Genomic DNA, 17422 nt, shown 5'->3' with positions numbered 1-17422 from the left:
TGCCGACGACGTGGTAGGTGAGGATCTTCGTGAGCTGCGCCTTGTCGGCCAGCACCTTGTCCAGGTCCGCCTTCGGGATCTTGGCGAAGGCGTCGTTGGTCGGCGCGAAGACCGTGATGTTCTTGGCGTTGTTGAGCGTGTCGACCAGGCCCGCCTTCTTCACCGCGGTGACGAGGGTGGAAAGGGCCGGGTTGTTCGACGCGGCGGTGGCGACCGGGTCCTTGGCCATGCCGTCGAAGGAACCCTTGCCGTCCTTGGGCACCGACGAACAGGCCGAACCGAACGGCTTGCTCATCGTCGCCGCGTCGTCCGACGCAGTGGCCTCGTCGCTCCCCTTCGACTTCGACGCGGAGGCGGAACTGCTGTCGGACGCGGAGTCCTTGGAGCCACTGTCGGAGCAGGCGCTCAGTGCCAGCGGAAGCATGGCGGCAGCAGCGACGGTGACGGCGACACGACGGACGCGAGTCTGCATGGAAATCCCTCAACGATCGGATCCGTGAGAGCCAGGTGCTCTCATCGCCGGTAATCCGGCCCTGCCGCTCGGGCGGATTGGTCGCTTCCACGAACGAGTGAAGGAACAGGCGCAATTGGCGGCAGTGACCAATCCGCATCCGCGGCGAGGACGTATTCCCCGACATGGACGACGACTTCGACGACACGGCCGACTCGGCCTCCACGGACGACGACGTGAAACGGCACCGGCCCCGCGGCCCCAAACGGCTGTCCCTCGGCGCGCTGAGCGGACTGCTCGCCGGGTACGCGGCCGTCGCGCTGGCGGAACTCGTCTCCGCGGCGGTGCGGCCCGAGTCGGGGCCGGTCGTCGCGGTCGGCGGGGCGGCCATCGACCGCACCCCGCCTGCCGTGAAGGACTGGGCGATCCGCCAGTTCGGCACCAATGACAAGCTGGTGCTCCAGCTCGGGATCCTGGTCGTGCTGTCGCTCCTTGCCCTGGCTCTGGGCATGCTCGCGACCCGGTGGCGTCTTGTCGGCTCGCTCGGCGTGCTGATCTTCGGCGCCGTGGGCGCACTCGCCGCGGCCGGCCGCCCCGATTCGACGAGCCCGACCGACGCTCTGCCCTCCGTGTGCGGGGCCGTCGTCGGCGCCGCACTTCTGTACTGGCTGACCGGACTCCTCGACAAGGGACCTGCGGCATCGGAGGACGGCGAACCGGGCTGGGACCGCCGCCGGTTCATTCTCGCCGCCACGGCGGCGGCAGCCGCCTCCACCGGAGCCGGGCTGGCCGGCCGGGCCCTGAACGGCTCCGGGTCCCAGAACGCCGTCGCCTCCCGCAAGGAGGTGGTGCTCCCCGCACCGGCGTCCAAGGCCGCCCCCACGCCGCGCGGCGCAGCGCTGCGCATCAACGGCATCAGCCCGTACGTGACACCGAACGCCGACTTCTACCGCGTCGACACCGCGCTCGTGGTGCCCAAGGTCGATGCCACCACCTGGAAGCTCCGCATCCACGGCAAGGGTGTCGACCGCGAACTGACGCTGACCTACACCGATCTGCTGATGATGCCGCTGATCGAGCGGACCGTCACCCTGACCTGCGTGTCCAACGAGGTTGGCGGGTCCTACGTCGGCAACGCCCGCTGGATCGGCGTCCGCCTGGCCGACCTGTTGAAGCAGTGCGGCGTGAAGCCCCCGTCGAAGGGCGGCCCCGCCGACCAGCTGGTGGCTCGCTCGGTCGACGGCATGACCATCGGCAGCCCGGTCGAGGACGTGCTGGACGGCCGGGACGCGATGCTCGCCGTCGGCATGAACGGCCAACCCCTGCCCTTCGAACACGGCTTCCCCGTCCGCATGCTCGTCCCCGGCCTCTACGGCTACGTCTCCGCCTGCAAATGGATCAAGGACATCGAACTGACCACCTTCGACGCCTACGACCCCTACTGGGTCAAGCGCGACTGGGCCCAACGGGCCCCCATCAAGACCCAGTCCCGCATCGACACTCCCAAGCCCTTCGCCCGCCCGAAGGCCGGCACCGTGATGGTCGCCGGCGTCGCCTGGGCCCAGCACCGCGGCATCGACAAGGTCGAAGTACGCGTCGACGACGGTCAGTGGCAGGAGGCCCGGCTCGCCGCCGAGGACACCCGCGACACCTGGCGCCAGTGGTCCTACGAGTGGCAGGCCACCAAGGGCTCCCACACCCTCACCGTCCGCGCCACCGACCGCACCGGCACCACCCAGACCGAGAAACGCACTCCGACCATCCCCGACGGCGCCTCCGGTTGGCACTCCGTCGTCGTCACCGTCGACGGCTGAGCGGAGGTTCACCGCCGCCAACTCGGTCGTCGTGCACGCACGGACAACAGGTCCCGCGTGCACGACGCGGGAACACATGTGCAAGACTCGCACCCTGCCGGTGCGAGCACGGTCCCAGTGGAGACCGTCGACGCCACCATCTTCTCTTCCGTTCTCCGGATGCCGCGGCCGTTCATTACCGGTCGCGCCGTGTCCGGACGTCGGCATGAGCGGGGTGGGGCAGGACGCCCGAGCCGGCGCCTGCCCACCTCGCGCGACGGAACGACGGAACCAAGCCACATGACACAACTGGATGAGACGGCCGCGCCCCCGAGCGCCCCTCGCGCGACCGGCCCGGACGGTGGTGACAAGCCCAGTCGCTACGCGAAGAAGGCCGTGTTCGCCTCCTCCCTCGGGTACGCGATGGACGGCTTCGACCTGCTGATCCTGAGCTTCGCCCTCTCGGCCATCTCCGCCGACCTGGGCCTGGACAAGGCGCAGGGCGGCTCCCTCGCCACCATCACGCTCATCGGCGCGGTCGTCGGCGGGCTCGGTTTCGGGATGCTCGCCGACCGGATCGGGCGGGTGAAGGTCCTCACGTACTCGGTGATCTTCTTCGCCGTCTTCACCGGCCTCTCGGCGCTCGCGACCTCGTACGGGGAGCTGTCCGCGTTCCGGTTCCTGGCCGGGGTCGGCATCGGTGGCGAGTTCGGCATCGGTATGACGCTCGCCGCCGAGGCGTGGCCCAGCAAGAAGCGGGCGCGTGCCACGTCGCTCGTCGCGCTCGGCTTCCAGGCGGGTGTGCTGGCCGCCGCGCTGGTCTCGGCGCCGGTGCTCGCCGCCTGGGGCTGGCAGGGACTGTTCCTCATCGGCGCGGTGCCCGCTGTCGTCGCCGTCGCGCTGCGCTCCCGGCTGCACGAGCCCGAGCACTTCACGCGCACCCGCAGCGAGGGCACCGGCCTCTCGACGCTCGCCTCCCTGAAGCTGCTGGTGAAGGACGGCCCCACGGCCCGCGCCAGCCTCGGCGTCCTGGTCCTCACCTCGGTCCAGAACTTCGGCTACTACGGGATCATGACCTGGCTGCCGACCTACCTGAGCGAACGGTTCGGCTACAGCCTCACCAAGTCCTCGGGCTGGACCGCCGTCACCGTCGTCGGCATGGCGGTGGGCATTCTCCTCTTCGGCGAGCTCGCCGACCGGCTCGGGCGCCGCAGGGCGTTCTGGGTCTTCCAGGTGGGCGCCGCCGTCTCCGTCCTCGCCTACAGCCAGCTCGTCTCGCCGTGGGCCCTGCTCGTCGGCGGCGCGGTCATGGGCCTCTTCGCCAACGGCATGACCGGCGGCTACGGGGCGCTGATGGCCGAGCTGTATCCGACGCAGGTGCGGGCCACCGCCCAGAACACCCTGTTCAACATCGGCCGCGCGGTAGGCGGCTTCGCGCCCGTCGTCGTGGCGCTGTGCGCGGACCGGTGGGGCTTCGCCGTCGCCATCGGGCTGCTCTCCGCGATCTACGTCGCCGACATCCTCGCCATGTTCGTCATCCCGGAGCGCAAGGGCGCCCGGCTGGACTGAGAGCGGGTGCTCGCCTTCGGCGCGGCCGGGTCGCATGCTGGACCCGGACGACCGCGCCGAAGGGGAGGCCGCCGTGACCACTCGCGATCAGGACCTGCGTACCCGGAGGATCTGGGCCCGCGACGCGCCCCACTACGACGGCTGGATGCGCCGCTTCGACCGGTACGTGCTGCGCGGCGGACGCGCCCGGCTGTGCGCGCGGGCCGGGGGCCGGGTCCTCGAAGTCGCCGTCGGCACCGGCCTGAACCTGCCGCACTATCCCAAGGGCACCGACCTGACCGGGGTCGACCTCTCCCCGGACATGCTCGCCCGCGCCCGTGTGCGGGCCGCCGAGCTCGGCATCGGCGCCACCCTCGAAGAGGCGTCCGCCACCGGGCTCCCGTTCCCCGACGGCTCTTTCGACACGGTCGTCTGCGCCCTGGCGCTGTGCTGCATCCCCGACGACCGCGCCGCCGTCGCGGAGATGCACCGCGTACTCGCACCGGGCGGCACGCTCCTCCTGCTCGACCATGTCGTCAGCCACAGATTCGCGGTGCGGACGGTGCAGCGGGCTCTTGAGCCTCTGATGCTCAAACTCGCCGACGACCATCAACTGCGGCGGCCACTGCACCTCGTGCGCGACGCCGGTTTCGAGGTCGTCGAGCGCGAGCGCTACAGCTTCGGCGTGATCGAACGGCTCGTCGCGGTCAAGACCGGGCCGGAGTGATCAGGGTGGGCGCGGCCTCGACGACCGCGGCCAGCTCCGCGCCCGCGCGCAGGAGCGCCACGGAGCGCGCCGCGATCCGGTCCAGGCGCTCCTCGAGGATGCGACCGATCCGCTCCGGGCTGCCGGCCTCCCGCAGCGAGTCGATGATCTCCCGCACCGCGGGGATGCCGTACCCGCCGCCCCGCAGAGCCGTGACGATCCTGGCCGCACCGACCGCCGCACGGTCGTAGCGGCGCGCCCGCAGCGATGTCACGCGCTCCGGTGTGACCAGGCCCTCCCGTTCCCAGAAGCGCAACGTCGACGTGCGGACGCCGAGCGCGGCGGCCAGTTCGGTGATGGTCATGAAGTCGTCGCCGCCGGTGGCCGTCTGGAGGGTGTCCTCAGCGCCGATCGACCACAACGCCCGCTGCGCGCGCAGCACCTCTTCGCGCTCGTGCGCCAAGGCCACGTGCACGGCGTTGACCGCCGCGGCCGCCTCCGTGAGCGTCTGCGTCCACAGCTCGGCCATCAGCTTCCGGGCCGCCACCGGCCCGGTGGCCGCGGCCAGGCCCCGGTAGGCGTGCAGCGCCCGTACGTGCAGGGGAGCGTAGGCGCGGTAGCCGTTGCCCGACCGGGCGGCCCCGGGGATGACCCCGAGCCGCTCCAGATCGCGCACCTGCTGCACCGAGTAGCCCGACTCCCTGGCGACATCGACCGTCCTGAGCGCGGCCTCTCCGGCCACCTGTCCCACCTCAACCCCACATAAGCACTTCAAGCAGATGCTTGAACCATGAGTGCCGACACGAGTATGGAACAGATCATCACGACCGTGCGCGCCTTCGACGGCGCGCTCGTCCTCGCCCCGGAGCCCGGTGGCGCCTTCCCGGAGCTCGCATGGGGCGACGCCTTCTTCTACTACGCCCCCGACGGCGAGGTCCCGCACACCGTGCAGCCGTACGGGACGATCGTCACCAAGAACTACCCCGGAGACACCCGGTCGGACCTCGACGCGCCCGGCCGCCTGCGCGTCAACATCCAGGTGGACCGGGCCACCTTCCGGCACCTCACCGGAGAGTCACCCCGTGACATCGACACCGCCACGCACGACTGCGCGGCCGTCGACACCGTGCTGCCCCACCCCGTGTACGCCGCCGGGGGCTGGGTCTGCGTCGTGAACCCGGGGGAGCGGACGTACGACACGGTCCTGCGGCTGCTGCGCGCCGCGCACGACGCCGCACGGGACCGTTTCGAGCGGCGTCAGGGCGTGTGACAGAAGGGAGAGGGGAGCTACAGGCCGTACGTCTTGCCGATGATGTCCCGCTGGATCTCGCTCGTGCCGCCGTACACCGTGGACACGACCGTCGCGCGCAGCAGGGCCTCCATGCCGTACTCGGTGGCGTAGCCGTAGCCACCCAGCATCTGCATGCCTTCCAGGGTGACGTGCTTGGCCAGCTCCGTGCACTTGAGCTTCGCCATCGATGCCTCGCGGGCGAACACCCGGTCCGGCTCGGCGTCGATCCTGGCAGCCACGTCGTCCAGGAGGAGCTGGGCGCACTCCAGTTCCGTGGCCATGTCCGCGATGCGGTGCTTGAGTGCCTGGAAGGAGCCGATGGGGCGGCCGAACTGCTCGCGCTCGCGCACATAGGCCAAGGTGTCGTCGAAGGCGCGGCGCGCCACGCCCAGCATGTTCGCGGCGAGGATCATCCGCTCCAGGTTCAGGCCCGCCATCAGCTGCTTCCAGGCCTGTCCCGGGGTGCCCACGACAGCCGAGTCCGGGACGAAACAGTTCGTGAAGTAGAGGTCGTTGACCTCCTTGCCGCCCATCGTGTCGATGCCCCTGATGGTCAGCCCCTCGGCGTCCGCCGGCACCATGAACTGGGTGAGACCCTCGTGCTTCGATCCACCCTGCTCCGTGCGGGCGATCAGAAGGATGTGGTCGGCGAAGTGGGCGTTCGAGCACCACGTCTTCTGACCGTTGATCAGATAGCCGCCCGCGGTGCGCTCCGCGCGGCAGGTCAGCGCCCCGACGTCGGAGCCCGCGCCCGGCTCGGACATCGAGATCGCCTCGATCCGGCCGTTCACCACCCCTTCGATGACGGTCCGCTTCTGCTCCTCGGTGCCGAACTTCTCGTACGCCGCCGCGGTGATGATCGTCGTCGCGAAGCCGCTGATGGGCGCCCGCCCGTACGATGTGTGCTGGAGGAACAGGCAGAGGTCCACCATGCCCTGGCCCGCGCCCCCGTACTCCTCCGGCAGGGCGATGCCGAGCCAGCCGAGCCGGGCCATCTTCTCGTAGAGCTGCTGGTTGTGGTGGTCCGTGCCGTTGGCGGTCAGCTTGTCGCGCTGCTCCTTGGTGCCGCACTCGCGGGTGCAGAAGTCGGTGACGGCCTTGACGAAGTCGCGGCGCTCATCGGTGAGTTGTTGAGGCATGGCGGTCTCCTTGACTTGGGGGAGGCGGGTGCGCTCAGCCGGCGTGCACGGCGGGGAAGACCGTGTGCAGCAGGTGGGACACCGTGCGGGTGAGCATCACGTGGAGGTCGTCGCGGGTGAGTGTGCCGCGCTCCAGCCACTCGCGGGACGCGGACTTGAGCATGGCGCTGTGGGCGCGGATCATCGCGCGGAGCTTGTCGCGGCCCTCGGTGACGTCCGACATCATGGCGGCCTCGAGGATCCGGTCGGTGGCGATCTCGTCGGCCTCCAGCATGATCCGGTCGACCTCCGGGTCGCCGAGCGATTCCATGCCGATGGCCGCGAGCCACATGTCCCGGTTCCGCTCGACGACCTCGAGCCAGCGGTCGACGCAGACGGCGAGCCGTTCCTCGGCCGTGGTCCGCGGCAGCCGCTCGGACACGGAGGCCGGGATGACCATCATCTGCCGCACCACTTCCAGGTACAGCTGCCGTTTGTCGCCGAAGTAGTGGTTGACCAGGGCCCGGGCCACGCCGGCCTCGGCCGCGATGTCCGAGATCGACACCGAGGCGTAGCCGGTGGAGCCGAATCTCCTGCGGGCGACGGCGAGGATCTCGGCGCGGCGCTCGTCGGGCTCCATGCGGCGCCGCCGGGTGGCCCGGGACTGGGCTGGCATGTGCGGCTACTCCTTGTTCGCGGGGTCCGCCGACTCGTACATCGACTCGATCGTCTCCGCGTGCAGGTCGTCGATGGCCCGGCGGCGCAGGCTCAACTTGGGGGTCAGTTCGCCGGTCTCGGCCGTCCACGGCCCGGCGACGACCCGGTACCGCTTGACCTGTTCCACCCGCGAGAGCACCGCGTTGGCCTCCTCGACAGCGGTGTCGACGGCCGCAAGCACCTGTGGCTGCACGGCGAGCTCGGCGAGGTCCGTCGTCGTGAGACCGGCCGCCCGGGCCCAGTGCGGGGCCGCCTCCTCGTCGAGGACGAGCAGCGCCGTGACATAGCGGCGCCGGTCGCCGATCGCGACGGCCTGGCCGACCAGCGGGTGGGCGCGCAGCAGCGACTCGATCTTCGTCGGGGCGATGTTCTTGCCGCCGGCGGTGATGATGATTTCCTTCTTGCGGTCCGTGACGGTGACGATGCCGCGGGAGTCGACCGTGCCGACGTCGCCGGTCGGCAGCCAGCCGTCGGCGTCCGTGCCGGGGTCGATGCCGCCGTCCGCGCGCAGATAGCCCGCGAAGACGACCGGGCCGCGCACGAACAGCTCGCCGTCCTCGGCCTCCTTGACCTCGATGCCGGGGCCGGGGCGGCCGACCGAGCCGAGGGCGAACACGTCGGGCGTGCTGACCGTGGCCGCGCCCGTGGTCTCGCTCAGGCCCCACACCTCGTACACGGGCAGTCCCACACTCGCCAGGAACTCCAGGACGGCGGTCGGGATCGGTGCGGCGCCGCTGAACGCGCGCAGGCAGTCGTCGAAACCGATCGCCGCGCGCAGCGGGCGCAGCGCGCGCTCGTCCAACTGCTGGAGCTGGTCGGCGAGGTCGGGGGGTACGCCCTTGTCGTCCGAGCGCAGTCGGAAGACTTCCAGCGCCGTCTTCTGGGCCTGCGCCAGGGCCGTCGCCTGCGCCTCGGGCAGCGCCGCGAGCTGGGCGCGCAGACCGGTGGCGAGCTTCTCCCACACGCGGGGCACACCGAAGAAGCCGTGCGGACGCACCTGTTGCAGCGCGGGCAGCAGCTGGTCGGGGGAGGGGCAGATGGTGACGTGCCCCGCGCTGCAGATCGGCATGTAGATACCGAGGACCCGCTCCGCGATGTGCGCCATCGGCAGATACGCCACCGAGCGCGGGTGCGGCGGCAGCGGCACCAACTGCTCCTGCATGACGGACTCGTGGATGACATTGCGGTGCGAGAGCACCACACCCTTGGGGTCGCCGGTCGTGCCCGAGGTGTAGACGAGGGCGAGCGGCTGGTCCGTGGTCACGGCGTCGGTGAGTGCTTCGAAGGCCGCTTCGTCGGGTGGCAGCGCGTTGCGCACGGCCGCGTAGCTGACGAATCGCGGGTCGTCGGCGGGTGCGGCCGACCAGTCGAGGAGGACGACGGCCCGCAGTTGCGGCAGGTCGTCGAGGACGGGCGTCCAGCGCCGCACCTGCTCCTCGCCCTCCAGAACGAGGACCGTCGCCGCGCTGTGGCGGGCGATGACACCGATCTGCTCGGTGCTCAGGGTGTCGTACGTGCTGCAGGGCAGCGCGCCGATGTGGGCGGCGGCCAGGTCGGTGACCCAGTGCTCGGCCCGCTTCGACATCGCGATCAGGAGGCGCTCGCCCCCCTTCAGGCCGAGCTGGGCGAGGCCGCGGGTCAGCGCGGCGACCTCGGCGCGCAGTTGGGTCCAGGCCAGGGTGCCCGCGTCCGGTCCGATGCCGGTGGTGAGGGCGGGCAGATCGCCGAACTCCTGGGCGTTGCGGCGCAATAGCTGGGTGATGGTCAGTCCGTCAACGGACTGGTGCAGCGGCTCTGGTGGCGTCACGGCGGCTCCCGAGAACGTACGACGTGGAACGTGCGGGGTAGGGCGGACTGTGCGTGAGCGGTGCCCACCGTGGCCCGTTATTGGCGCCGTGTCAATAAGTCGCGTCGACGTATCGGGGAACTATGCGGGCGGGCCCAGCATCGGCACCAGGAACTGCCGTGCCACCTCCCGCATCCGCTCGTCGTCGTCCAGATCGATGACATGACTCGGCACGACCAGGAACGATGTGCAGACCCGGACCATCATTTCGGCCACCACGTCCACGTCGACCTCGGCGGCGACCTGGCCCGCCCGCTGCTCCTGGCGCAGCCGCGCGGCGACGAACTGCTGCACCACGTGCTGGGTGCGGCCCCCGTCGGCGGTCATCGACGGCACCACGGTGTCGGGCTCGATCTCCATGAGGCCGCCGATGAGCCGGTTGTGCCGGATGGCGCGCAGCGAGCTGACGAACCCCACGACGACCCGGTCCGCGACCGTGTCGGCGCCCCTGATCTCCGTCGTGAACTGTTCGAAGTAGCGCCGGAATTCCCGCCGTACGACCTGCTCGACCAGCGCCTCCTTCGTGGCGAACCGGCGGTAGACGGTGATCCGGGAGACCCCCGCGATCCGTGCCACGTCGGCCATCGTCGAGCGCTTGATGCCCATGCGGCAGAACTGCTCGTAGGCGGCGTCGAGCAGACGGACCGTCACCTCGTCGGTGTCATCGGTCGCGTCGGCATCGGCGGTCGAGTCGCTGAAGGCCAGCTCGAGCACGTTCGGTTCCACAGGTGCCTCCCTGATTGCGTGAAGCCTCTGGCGTTCATGCCTCGTCTGTGCTCCCCTGTCATACAGCTGATACAGAGATGCTCAACGTGTTTCATCGTACCAAAGCAACTGCCGGACGAGCAGGGCTTGTTGATGGACGAGCACGTGACGGAACTCAAGGAGGAGTTCGGAGCAATGGATGGCTTGAGCAGGCGGAACATGTTGCTCGCGGGCGGCGCCCTCGGCGCGCTGGGGATGCTGGGCGCGGCGTCCCCGGCGAGCGCCCGCTCCCTGTGGACCTGGTCGCCGGGCGACTCCGTCGCCGGCGCGGGCGAGGGGGTCGACCCCGAGTGGGTGTGGGACGACGAGGTGGACCGGCTCATCGCCTCGGTCGTCGACCGCGGCGACGTGGCGAAGGTGAACGAGCAGTTGCGGACCTGGACCCGCAACGACCAGGCGCTGCCGGCCGGACTTCCGCAGGACGTAAGAGAGTTCATGGACCGGGCGCGGCAGCTGCCCTCCTGGGCCGACCGGGACAAGCTGGAGACCGCGGCCAAGTTCAACAAGACACGTGGCTTCTACCTGAACGTCCTCAACGGAATCGGCGGCGGCATGCTCAGCACCGCCATCCCGCGCGAGGCCCGCGCCGTGTACTACTCCAAGGGCGGCGCCGACATGGAGGACCGCGTCGCCAAGACGAGCATCCTCGGCTTCTCCGTCGGCGACCTCAACGCGTACCGCGCCGACGGCGACTGCGTCGTGCAGGCCGTCAAGACCCGCATGGTGCACGCGGCGGTCCGCCATCTGCTGCCCAAGTCCCCGGCGTGGTCGCAGGTCAGCGGCGGCCAGAAGATCCCGATCAGCCAGGCCGACATCCTCGTCACCTGGCACAGCCTCGCCACGTACGCGATGGGCAAGCTGCTGGAGTGGAAGGTGCCGGTCACCTCCGCCGAGTCCGCGGCCTATCTGCACCTGTGGCAGGTCACCGTGCACATGCTCGGTGTGCAGGACCAGTACATCCCGAAGACCTGGGATGCCGCCAACGCCCAGTCCAAGCAGGTACTCGACCCCATCCTCGCCTCCACGAAGGAGGGCGTCGAGCTCACCGACATCCTGCTCGGGCAGCTCGCGGAGCAGACCAGCCCCGGCGGCGTCGACCGCCCGCTGTGCAACGCGCTGGCCCGCTATCTCGTCGGCGACCGGGTCGCCGACATGGACCGCATCCCGGAAGAACCGTTCTGGGAGAAGACGATCGCCGCCGTGTGGCCCAAGCTCGTCGCCTTCCGCGAGGGCCTGCTGCCACTGCCCCTGGTGCCGCCGCTCGCCTGGACCGTCGACGAGGCGGCACGCCAGTACATCCTCGCCTTCCTCACGAAGGGCAGGGGCGCCGCGATCGAACTCCCCGAAACCAACCGACCCGGCACCAACTGAGGAGGCTGGCACAGCGATGAACTCAAGCGACGGGAAACACGGGCTCAGCAGGCGGAACATGCTCCTGGCGGGCGGCGCGCTCGGCGCGTTCGGCGCCATCAGTGCGGCGTCACCGGCGAGCGCCCGGTCCCTGTGGACCTGGTCGCCGACCGCGTCGGTCGCCGGCTCCGGCGCGGGCGTCGACCCCGAGTGGGTGTGGGACGAGCAGGCGGACCCGGTGATCGCGGGAGTCTTCGAGCGCGGCGAGGTGGCGAAGGTCAACGACTTGCTCGCGCAGTGGAAGCGCAATGACCAGGCGCTGCCCGACGGACTGCCCAAGGAACTCAAGGCGTTCATGGAGGACGCCCGCAAGCTGCCGGCCTGGGCGGACCGTGCCGAGCTCGACCGCGGCTCGAAGTTCAGCAAGACCAAGGGCATCTACGTCGGCGCCCTGTACGGCCTCGGCAGCGGCCTCATGAGCACCGCCATTCCCCGCGAGTCACGCGCCGTGTACTACTCCAAGGGCGGCGCCGACATGAAGGACCGCATTGCAAAGACAGCGAAACTCGGGTACGACATCGGGGACTTGAACGCCTACAAGCCCGAGGGCTCGATGATCGTGACGGCGGTGAAGACCCGGATGGTGCACGCGGCGGTCCGCCATCTGCTGCCGCAGTCCCCGGCGTGGTCGCAGGTCAGCGGCGGGCAGAAGATCCCGATCAGCCAGGCCGACATCCTCGTCACCTGGCACAGCCTCGCCACGTTTGTCATGCGCAAGCTGAAAGAGTGGGGGGTGCGCGTCAATACCGCCGACGCCGACGCGTATCTGCACGTGTGGCAGGTGAGCGCGGCCATGCTCGGCGTCCGCGACGAGTACATCCCCAAGACGTGGGACGCGGCCAACGCCCAGTCCAAGCAGGTCCTCGACCCGATCCTCGCGCACACCAAGGAGGGCGAGGCACTGACCGAGGTCCTCCTCGGCATCGTGGCCGAACTGGACTTGGGCCTCACCCGGCCCCTGATCAGCGCGTTCTCCCGGTATACCCTGGGCGACCGGGTCGGCGACATGATCGGCCTGTCCAAGGAACCGATCCTGGAACCGCTCGTGGCGGGCGCCTGGCCGCTGCTCGTGGCGTTCCGCGAAGGACTCATCCCCGTACCGGGGGTGCCCGCGGTCATGTGGACATTGGAAGAGGCGATCCGTCAGTTCGTGCTCCTGTTCCTGGCCGAGGGGCAGCCGATCGCCATCAACCTTCCGGACACGAACCGGCCGGAGTGAGAGGGAGCATGCGCAGACGACAGTTTCTCGGCTATGTACTGGCGGCACCGACGCTGGTGACCGCCGCCGAACTCGCCCCGGCGGGGGACGCGGTGGGGGCGACGAAGGAAGCGGCGGCAGCGGGCGGGCTGCCGTCCCTCGACATCACCGAGGCCGTCGACCTCAACGACGCCCTGACCCTGGCCGCCGCACCCACCTCCGCGCTCATTACGGTCCGGGTGAACAAGGACGGCACCGTGTCCTTCGCCCTGCCCCGCGCGGAAGTGGGCCAGGGCATCACCACGTCGACGGCGATGCTGATCGCCGAGGAACTGGACGTCCCGCTCGACCGGGTGCACGTCACCCTCGCCGACGCCCGCCCGGAACTCCTCTTCAACCAGCTCACCGGTGCCTCCAACACGACGATCGCCACCTACACCCCGGTGCGGGTGGCGGCCGCCGTCGCACGCGGCCGGCTCCTCGAAGCGGCTGCGCTTGAACTGGACTCACTCGTCGACGAGTTGAAGATGAAGGCGGGCGTCATTCTGGGCCCCGCCGGCAAGAGCATCGGCATCGGGGAACTCGCCGAGAAGGCCGCGGCGGCCACTACGCAGAAGGCCGTGGCCCGGCTCAAGTCCGCCGAGCAGTTCACCGTCATCGGCACGGCGCAGGGCCGCGTCGACGCCCGCGACGCGGTCACCGGCGCCAAGAAGTTCGCCATGGACCTCGCCGTGCCGGACGCCCTGCCCACGATGGTGTGCCGCCCGCCCACCATCAACGGCAAGGTCGAATCGGTGGCCAACCTCGACACGGTGCGCACCATGCCCGGTGTCACCGACGTCGCGGTCGTCTCCACCGGTGTGGCCGTCCGGGCCCGCACCTTCGGGCAGTGCATCGACGCCGTACGCGCCCTGGAGGTGTCCTGGCGGGGCGGCAGCGCGGAGGGCAAGTCCGACGACACGGTGCTGGCCGAACTGAAGAAGGCCGAACCCTCCATGGGGCTGCCGTCGCTGAGCCGCACGGTGGAGGCGAGCTTCACCTTCCACTTCCGCGGCAACAGCGCGCTGGAACCCAACTGCGCGATAGCCGACGTCCGTTCCGACAGGGCGGAGATCTGGGGCGGCCTCAAGTCACCGATCGTCGCGCAGCAGACCATCGCGGCCCGCCTCGGCCTCCCCGTCGGCGCCGTCACCGTCCACGTCACCGAGAGCGGCGGCTCCTTCGGCCGCAAGCTGTTCTTCGACGCGGCCCTCGAAGCCGCCGAGGTCTCCCAGAAGATGGGCAAGCCCGTCCGGCTCATGTGGCACCGCGCCGACGACACACGCCAGGGCCGCACCCATCCGATGGCCACGTCCCGCGTCCGCGTCGCGTACGCCGGTGACAAGGTGCTCGGCTACAAGCAGCGGCACACCAGCGTCTCCACCGACCTCGGCATGGGCTTCGGTGAAGCCCTCACCGCCGTGGCCGCGAAGCTGCCGGTCGCCGACCTCGCCTTCTCCGAGACGTTCTTCCAGCTGTCCCAGTCGATGCCGTACGAGTTCGGCGCGTACAGCCGAGTTCTCAACGAGACGGACAAGGGCTTCAACACGGGCAGCATGCGCAACGTCTACTCGCCCGACGTGACCTGCGCCCGCGAGCTCATCGTCGACCGGCTCGCCGAGAAGCTGGGCAAGGACCCGCTCGCGTTCCGCCGCGACTTCCTGCACGACGAGCGGGCCCGCGCCGTCCTCGACAAGGTCGCGGAGGTCGGGCAGTGGGGGAGGAGCCTGCCCGAGGGTGTGGCGCAGGGCGTGGCCGTGCACACCGAGTACCACGCGGTCAACGCGGTCCTCGTCGAGATCGACTGCCGCCCGGAGACGGTCGACAGGCCGATCCGCGACGGTGTCGCGGGCCCGCGTGTCACCAAGGCGGTGAGCGCGGTCGACGTGGGCCTCACGGTCAACCCCCGTGGCCTCGAAGCCCAGATGATGGGCTGCCTCATGGACGGCATCGCGCAGACCCTGACGTCGAGCCTGCACCTGAAGGACGGCCACTTCCTCGAGGCGAGCTGGGACAACTACTTCTACACCCGCCAGTGGAACACGCCGCCCGAACTCGACATCATCGTCATGCCGAACACGAGCGAGAAGCCCGGCGGGGCGGGCGAGTTGGGGGTCGCGGCGTCCATGGCCGCCGTGGCGTGCGCGTACGGAAGGGCGACCGGCACGATGCCGACGACCTTCCCCATCAACCACGGCACCCTCTCCTTCACCCCCAAGCCGACCGTGCCGCCGGTACCGCAGTCGCCGACCGATGGCCTCGACCACGCCATCTGACCGATCGATCCACCAGGGAGACATCAACCCCGTGCCCAAGCACACTTTTCGCGTCAACGGCGAGCAGGTGACGGTCGACGTAGAGGACGACGTGCGCCTGCTGTGGGTGCTGCGCGACATCCTGGGCGTTACAGGACCGAAGTACGGCTGCGGAATCAACGTCTGCAAGGCCTGTACGAGCCACCTCAACGGCAAGGCCGTCAACCCCTGCGCGATCCCCGTCAAGGAGCTGGCCTCCGACGACGAGGTGACGACCATCGAGGGCCTCGCCGACACCGTCGACGCCGACCTGCATCCGATGCAGCAGGCCTGGCTCGACCAGGACGTGGCCCAGTGCGGCTACTGCCAGCCCGGCCAGATCATGGCCGCGGTCGCGGTGGTCCGCCGTGCCAAGGAGGAGGGCCGCGCCATCACCGACGCCGACCTCGACGGCATCCGGAACGTGTGCCGCTGCGGCACGTACTTCCGGATCCGGGAGGCGGTGAAGGAGGGGGCGAAGGGTATGTGACGCCCCTCGGTGGGCGGCCGCACGGCCGCCCACCGCACTGTCAGCCCGCGGCGGTGTCACCGTCCTCGGTGCGCAGCCACACGGCCGTGTCCGCGGGCAGCAGCCCGTCCTGCGTCAGGGGGCCGCTCGCCAGGAGCAGTTCTCCGGGCGGGAGGTGGGCGGGCGGACCGTCGACGTTCACCACACACGTCCAGCCGCCGGGCCGGGTGAAGCGCAGCAGTTGCTCCGCCTCGTCCATCCCCGGGTCGCCCAGTACCTCGCTGCCCGGCGCCCCGGGCCGCAGCAGCTGGCGGCGCAGCCGCAGCGCCGTCCGGTAGAACGCGAGATGAGAGTCCGGGTCCCGGTCCTGGGCCGCCACCGACAGGGCGCCGAAGCCCTCCGGCTGCGGCAGCCAGCCCGCCGCGCCCCCGAACCCGTACGACGGTCCGCTCTCCTCCCACGGCAGCGGCACCCGGCAGCCGTCCCTGCCCTTGCGGCGTCCCCCCGACTGCCCGTACACCGGGTCCTGCAAGTCCTCGATCCGCAGATCGGAGACCTCCGGCAGGCCCAGCTCCTCGCCCTGGTAGATGTACGCGGAGCCGGGCAGGGCCAGCATCAGCAGGGTGGCGGCGCGGGCGCGGCGCAGGCCGAGCTCGCGGTCCGGCTCGGGCCGGTGACCGTCGGCGCGCAGCCAGGCCTCCAGGTCGGTGCCGGGCGGCAGCCCCAGGCGGGATGCGTGCCGGACGACGTCGTGGTTGGACAGCACCCAGGTCGCCGTCGCGCCCACCGAACCGGCCGCGTGCAGTGACTCCTCGATCACCTTCGCGAGGTCGGGCGTACGCCAAGGGGCGGAAAGGAACTCGAAGTTGAACGCCTGGTGCAGTTCGTCGGGGCGGGTGTAGAGCACCCTGCGGGAGTTCGTGACCCAGGCCTCGGCCACGGCGACGCGCGGCGGGCTGTAGGCGTCGAGGACCGTGCGCCAGTCCCGGTAGATCTCGTGCACCTCGTCGCGGTCCCAGTACGGGTGGGTGCCCGGCGGCATGTCGTCGTGGATGCCCTTGTACTGGGGCCGCCCGATGTCGGCCAGGGGACCGGCGAGGTCCTTGGCGCAGCCGTGGGCCACGTCGATGCGGAAACCGTCGACGCCGCGGTCGGACCAGAAGCGCAGGGTCTGCCGGAAGTCGGCGCGCACCTCCTCGTGCTCCCAGTTCAGATCCGGCTGTTCGGGGGCGAACAGGTGCAGGTACCACTGCCCGTCCGGCACCTGCTTCCAGGCGTTTCCGGAGAAGCTGGCCTCCCAGTCGGTCGGCGGCAGCGAGCCGTCGGGGCCCGAACCGTCGCGGAAGACGTAGCGCGCGCGGGCCGGTGAGCCCGGCGGCGACGCCAGCGCCTCCTGGAACCAGACGTGCTGGTCGGAGGTGTGGTTGGGCACGATGTCGACGAACACCTTCAGGCCGAGGCGGTGTGCCTCGGCGACCATGGTGTCGAAGTCGTCGAGGGTGCCGAGCCGCGGGTCGACGTCCCGGTAGTCGGCGACGTCGTAGCCGCCGTCCTTCAGCTCCGAGGGGTAGAACGGGCTCAGCCAGACCGCGTCGACGCCGAGGTCCGCGAGGTGGCCGAGGCGGTTGGTGACGCCGACGAGGTCGCCGATGCCGTCGCCGTTCGCGTCGGCGAAGCTGCGCGGATAGATCTGGTAGACGACGGCCTGCCGCCACCAGTCGGCGTTCTGCGGGGAGTTGTCGATGGGCGCGGAGGGGTGGTCGGTCATGCGGACTCC

The 17422-nt window shown here is 70.3% G+C and carries 15 protein-coding genes; 8 read left to right on the top strand and 7 right to left on the bottom strand.

Features of this window, described 5'->3' with window-relative positions:
• Positions 1 to 472, bottom strand: a 472-nt coding sequence (locus ACY34M_RS39635; RefSeq protein WP_462723252.1) for a fasciclin domain-containing protein, incomplete at its 3' end; no start/stop codon positions are given.
• Positions 473 to 636: 164 nt separating this feature from the next.
• Here ACY34M_RS39635 and ACY34M_RS39630 point away from each other — a divergent pair.
• The 3 genes from ACY34M_RS39630 (at position 637) to ACY34M_RS39620 (ending at position 4519) form a co-directional block, all read left to right on the top strand.
• Entirely contained in the window at positions 637 to 2265 is a 1629-nt protein-coding gene (locus ACY34M_RS39630) for a sulfite oxidase (RefSeq protein ID WP_462723253.1), read from the top strand.
• 279 nt (positions 2266 to 2544) lie between these two features.
• On the top strand, positions 2545 to 3813 hold the full coding sequence (locus ACY34M_RS39625) for an MFS transporter (protein WP_462723254.1): 1269 nt from the start codon (positions 2545 to 2547) through the stop codon (positions 3811 to 3813).
• 73 nt (positions 3814 to 3886) lie between these two features.
• Positions 3887 to 4519 carry a class I SAM-dependent methyltransferase gene (locus ACY34M_RS39620; RefSeq protein WP_462723255.1) on the top strand — a complete coding sequence of 211 codons (633 nt, stop codon included), beginning with the start codon at positions 3887 to 3889 and terminating at the stop codon, positions 4517 to 4519.
• On the opposite strand, the gene ACY34M_RS39615 is transcribed toward ACY34M_RS39620, so the two are convergent.
• Complete coding sequence (locus tag ACY34M_RS39615) at positions 4500 to 5240, bottom strand: MerR family transcriptional regulator (protein WP_462723256.1); 741 nt, start codon at positions 5238 to 5240, stop codon at positions 4500 to 4502. The genes ACY34M_RS39620 and ACY34M_RS39615 overlap by 20 nt on opposite strands.
• Positions 5241 to 5306: 66 nt before the next feature.
• On the opposite strand from ACY34M_RS39615, the gene ACY34M_RS39610 reads away from it, so the two are divergent.
• Entirely contained in the window at positions 5307 to 5768 is a 462-nt protein-coding gene (locus ACY34M_RS39610; RefSeq protein ID WP_462723328.1) for a DUF6194 family protein, read from the top strand.
• A 17-nt stretch (positions 5769 to 5785) separates the two neighbouring features.
• Here ACY34M_RS39610 and ACY34M_RS39605 read toward each other — a convergent pair whose 3' ends face one another.
• The 4 genes from ACY34M_RS39605 to ACY34M_RS39590 form a co-directional block, all read right to left on the bottom strand.
• Positions 5786 to 6928 (bottom strand): acyl-CoA dehydrogenase family protein, encoded by a 1143-nt coding sequence (locus ACY34M_RS39605; RefSeq protein WP_462723257.1) that lies wholly within the window; start codon positions 6926 to 6928, stop codon positions 5786 to 5788.
• Between the two features lie 34 nt (positions 6929 to 6962).
• Entirely contained in the window at positions 6963 to 7583 is a 621-nt protein-coding gene (locus ACY34M_RS39600) for a TetR/AcrR family transcriptional regulator (protein ID WP_462723258.1), read from the bottom strand.
• Positions 7584 to 7589: 6 nt separating this feature from the next.
• Positions 7590 to 9431 carry an AMP-dependent synthetase/ligase gene (locus ACY34M_RS39595; RefSeq protein WP_462723259.1) on the bottom strand — a complete coding sequence of 614 codons (1842 nt, stop codon included), beginning with the start codon at positions 9429 to 9431 and terminating at the stop codon, positions 7590 to 7592.
• 120 nt (positions 9432 to 9551) lie between these two features.
• Positions 9552 to 10196, bottom strand: a complete 645-nt coding sequence (locus ACY34M_RS39590; RefSeq protein WP_462723260.1) for a TetR/AcrR family transcriptional regulator — start codon at positions 10194 to 10196, stop codon at positions 9552 to 9554.
• A gap of 174 nt (positions 10197 to 10370) precedes the next feature.
• Between ACY34M_RS39590 and ACY34M_RS39585 the strand changes: the two genes are divergently transcribed.
• Genes ACY34M_RS39585 through ACY34M_RS39570 form a run of 4 tightly spaced genes read left to right on the top strand, consistent with a single transcriptional unit; the run spans position 10371 to position 15666 of the window.
• A complete protein-coding gene (locus ACY34M_RS39585; protein ID WP_462723261.1) occupies positions 10371 to 11606 on the top strand; it encodes an oxygenase MpaB family protein in 1236 nt (411 codons plus the stop codon).
• 16 nt (positions 11607 to 11622) lie between these two features.
• Positions 11623 to 12864 (top strand): oxygenase MpaB family protein, encoded by a 1242-nt coding sequence (locus tag ACY34M_RS39580; RefSeq protein ID WP_462723262.1) that lies wholly within the window; start codon positions 11623 to 11625, stop codon positions 12862 to 12864.
• Positions 12865 to 12872: 8 nt separating this feature from the next.
• Positions 12873 to 15158: a molybdopterin cofactor-binding domain-containing protein gene (locus ACY34M_RS39575; protein WP_462723263.1), complete on the top strand. Its 2286-nt coding sequence runs from the start codon at positions 12873 to 12875 to the stop codon at positions 15156 to 15158.
• A gap of 31 nt (positions 15159 to 15189) precedes the next feature.
• Positions 15190 to 15666: a (2Fe-2S)-binding protein gene (locus ACY34M_RS39570; protein WP_462723264.1), complete on the top strand. Its 477-nt coding sequence runs from the start codon at positions 15190 to 15192 to the stop codon at positions 15664 to 15666.
• Positions 15667 to 15706: 40 nt separating this feature from the next.
• On the opposite strand, the gene ACY34M_RS39565 is transcribed toward ACY34M_RS39570, so the two are convergent.
• Positions 15707 to 17413 carry a glycoside hydrolase family 13 protein gene (locus ACY34M_RS39565; protein ID WP_462723265.1) on the bottom strand — a complete coding sequence of 569 codons (1707 nt, stop codon included), beginning with the start codon at positions 17411 to 17413 and terminating at the stop codon, positions 15707 to 15709.
• Positions 17414 to 17422: the final 9 nt, after the last annotated feature.

The sequence above is a fragment of the Streptomyces sp. EDA2-14 genome (assembly GCF_054963755.1).
The sequence above is the reverse complement of the archived record's forward strand: the minus strand, read 5'-3'. Positions and strand labels throughout refer to the sequence as shown.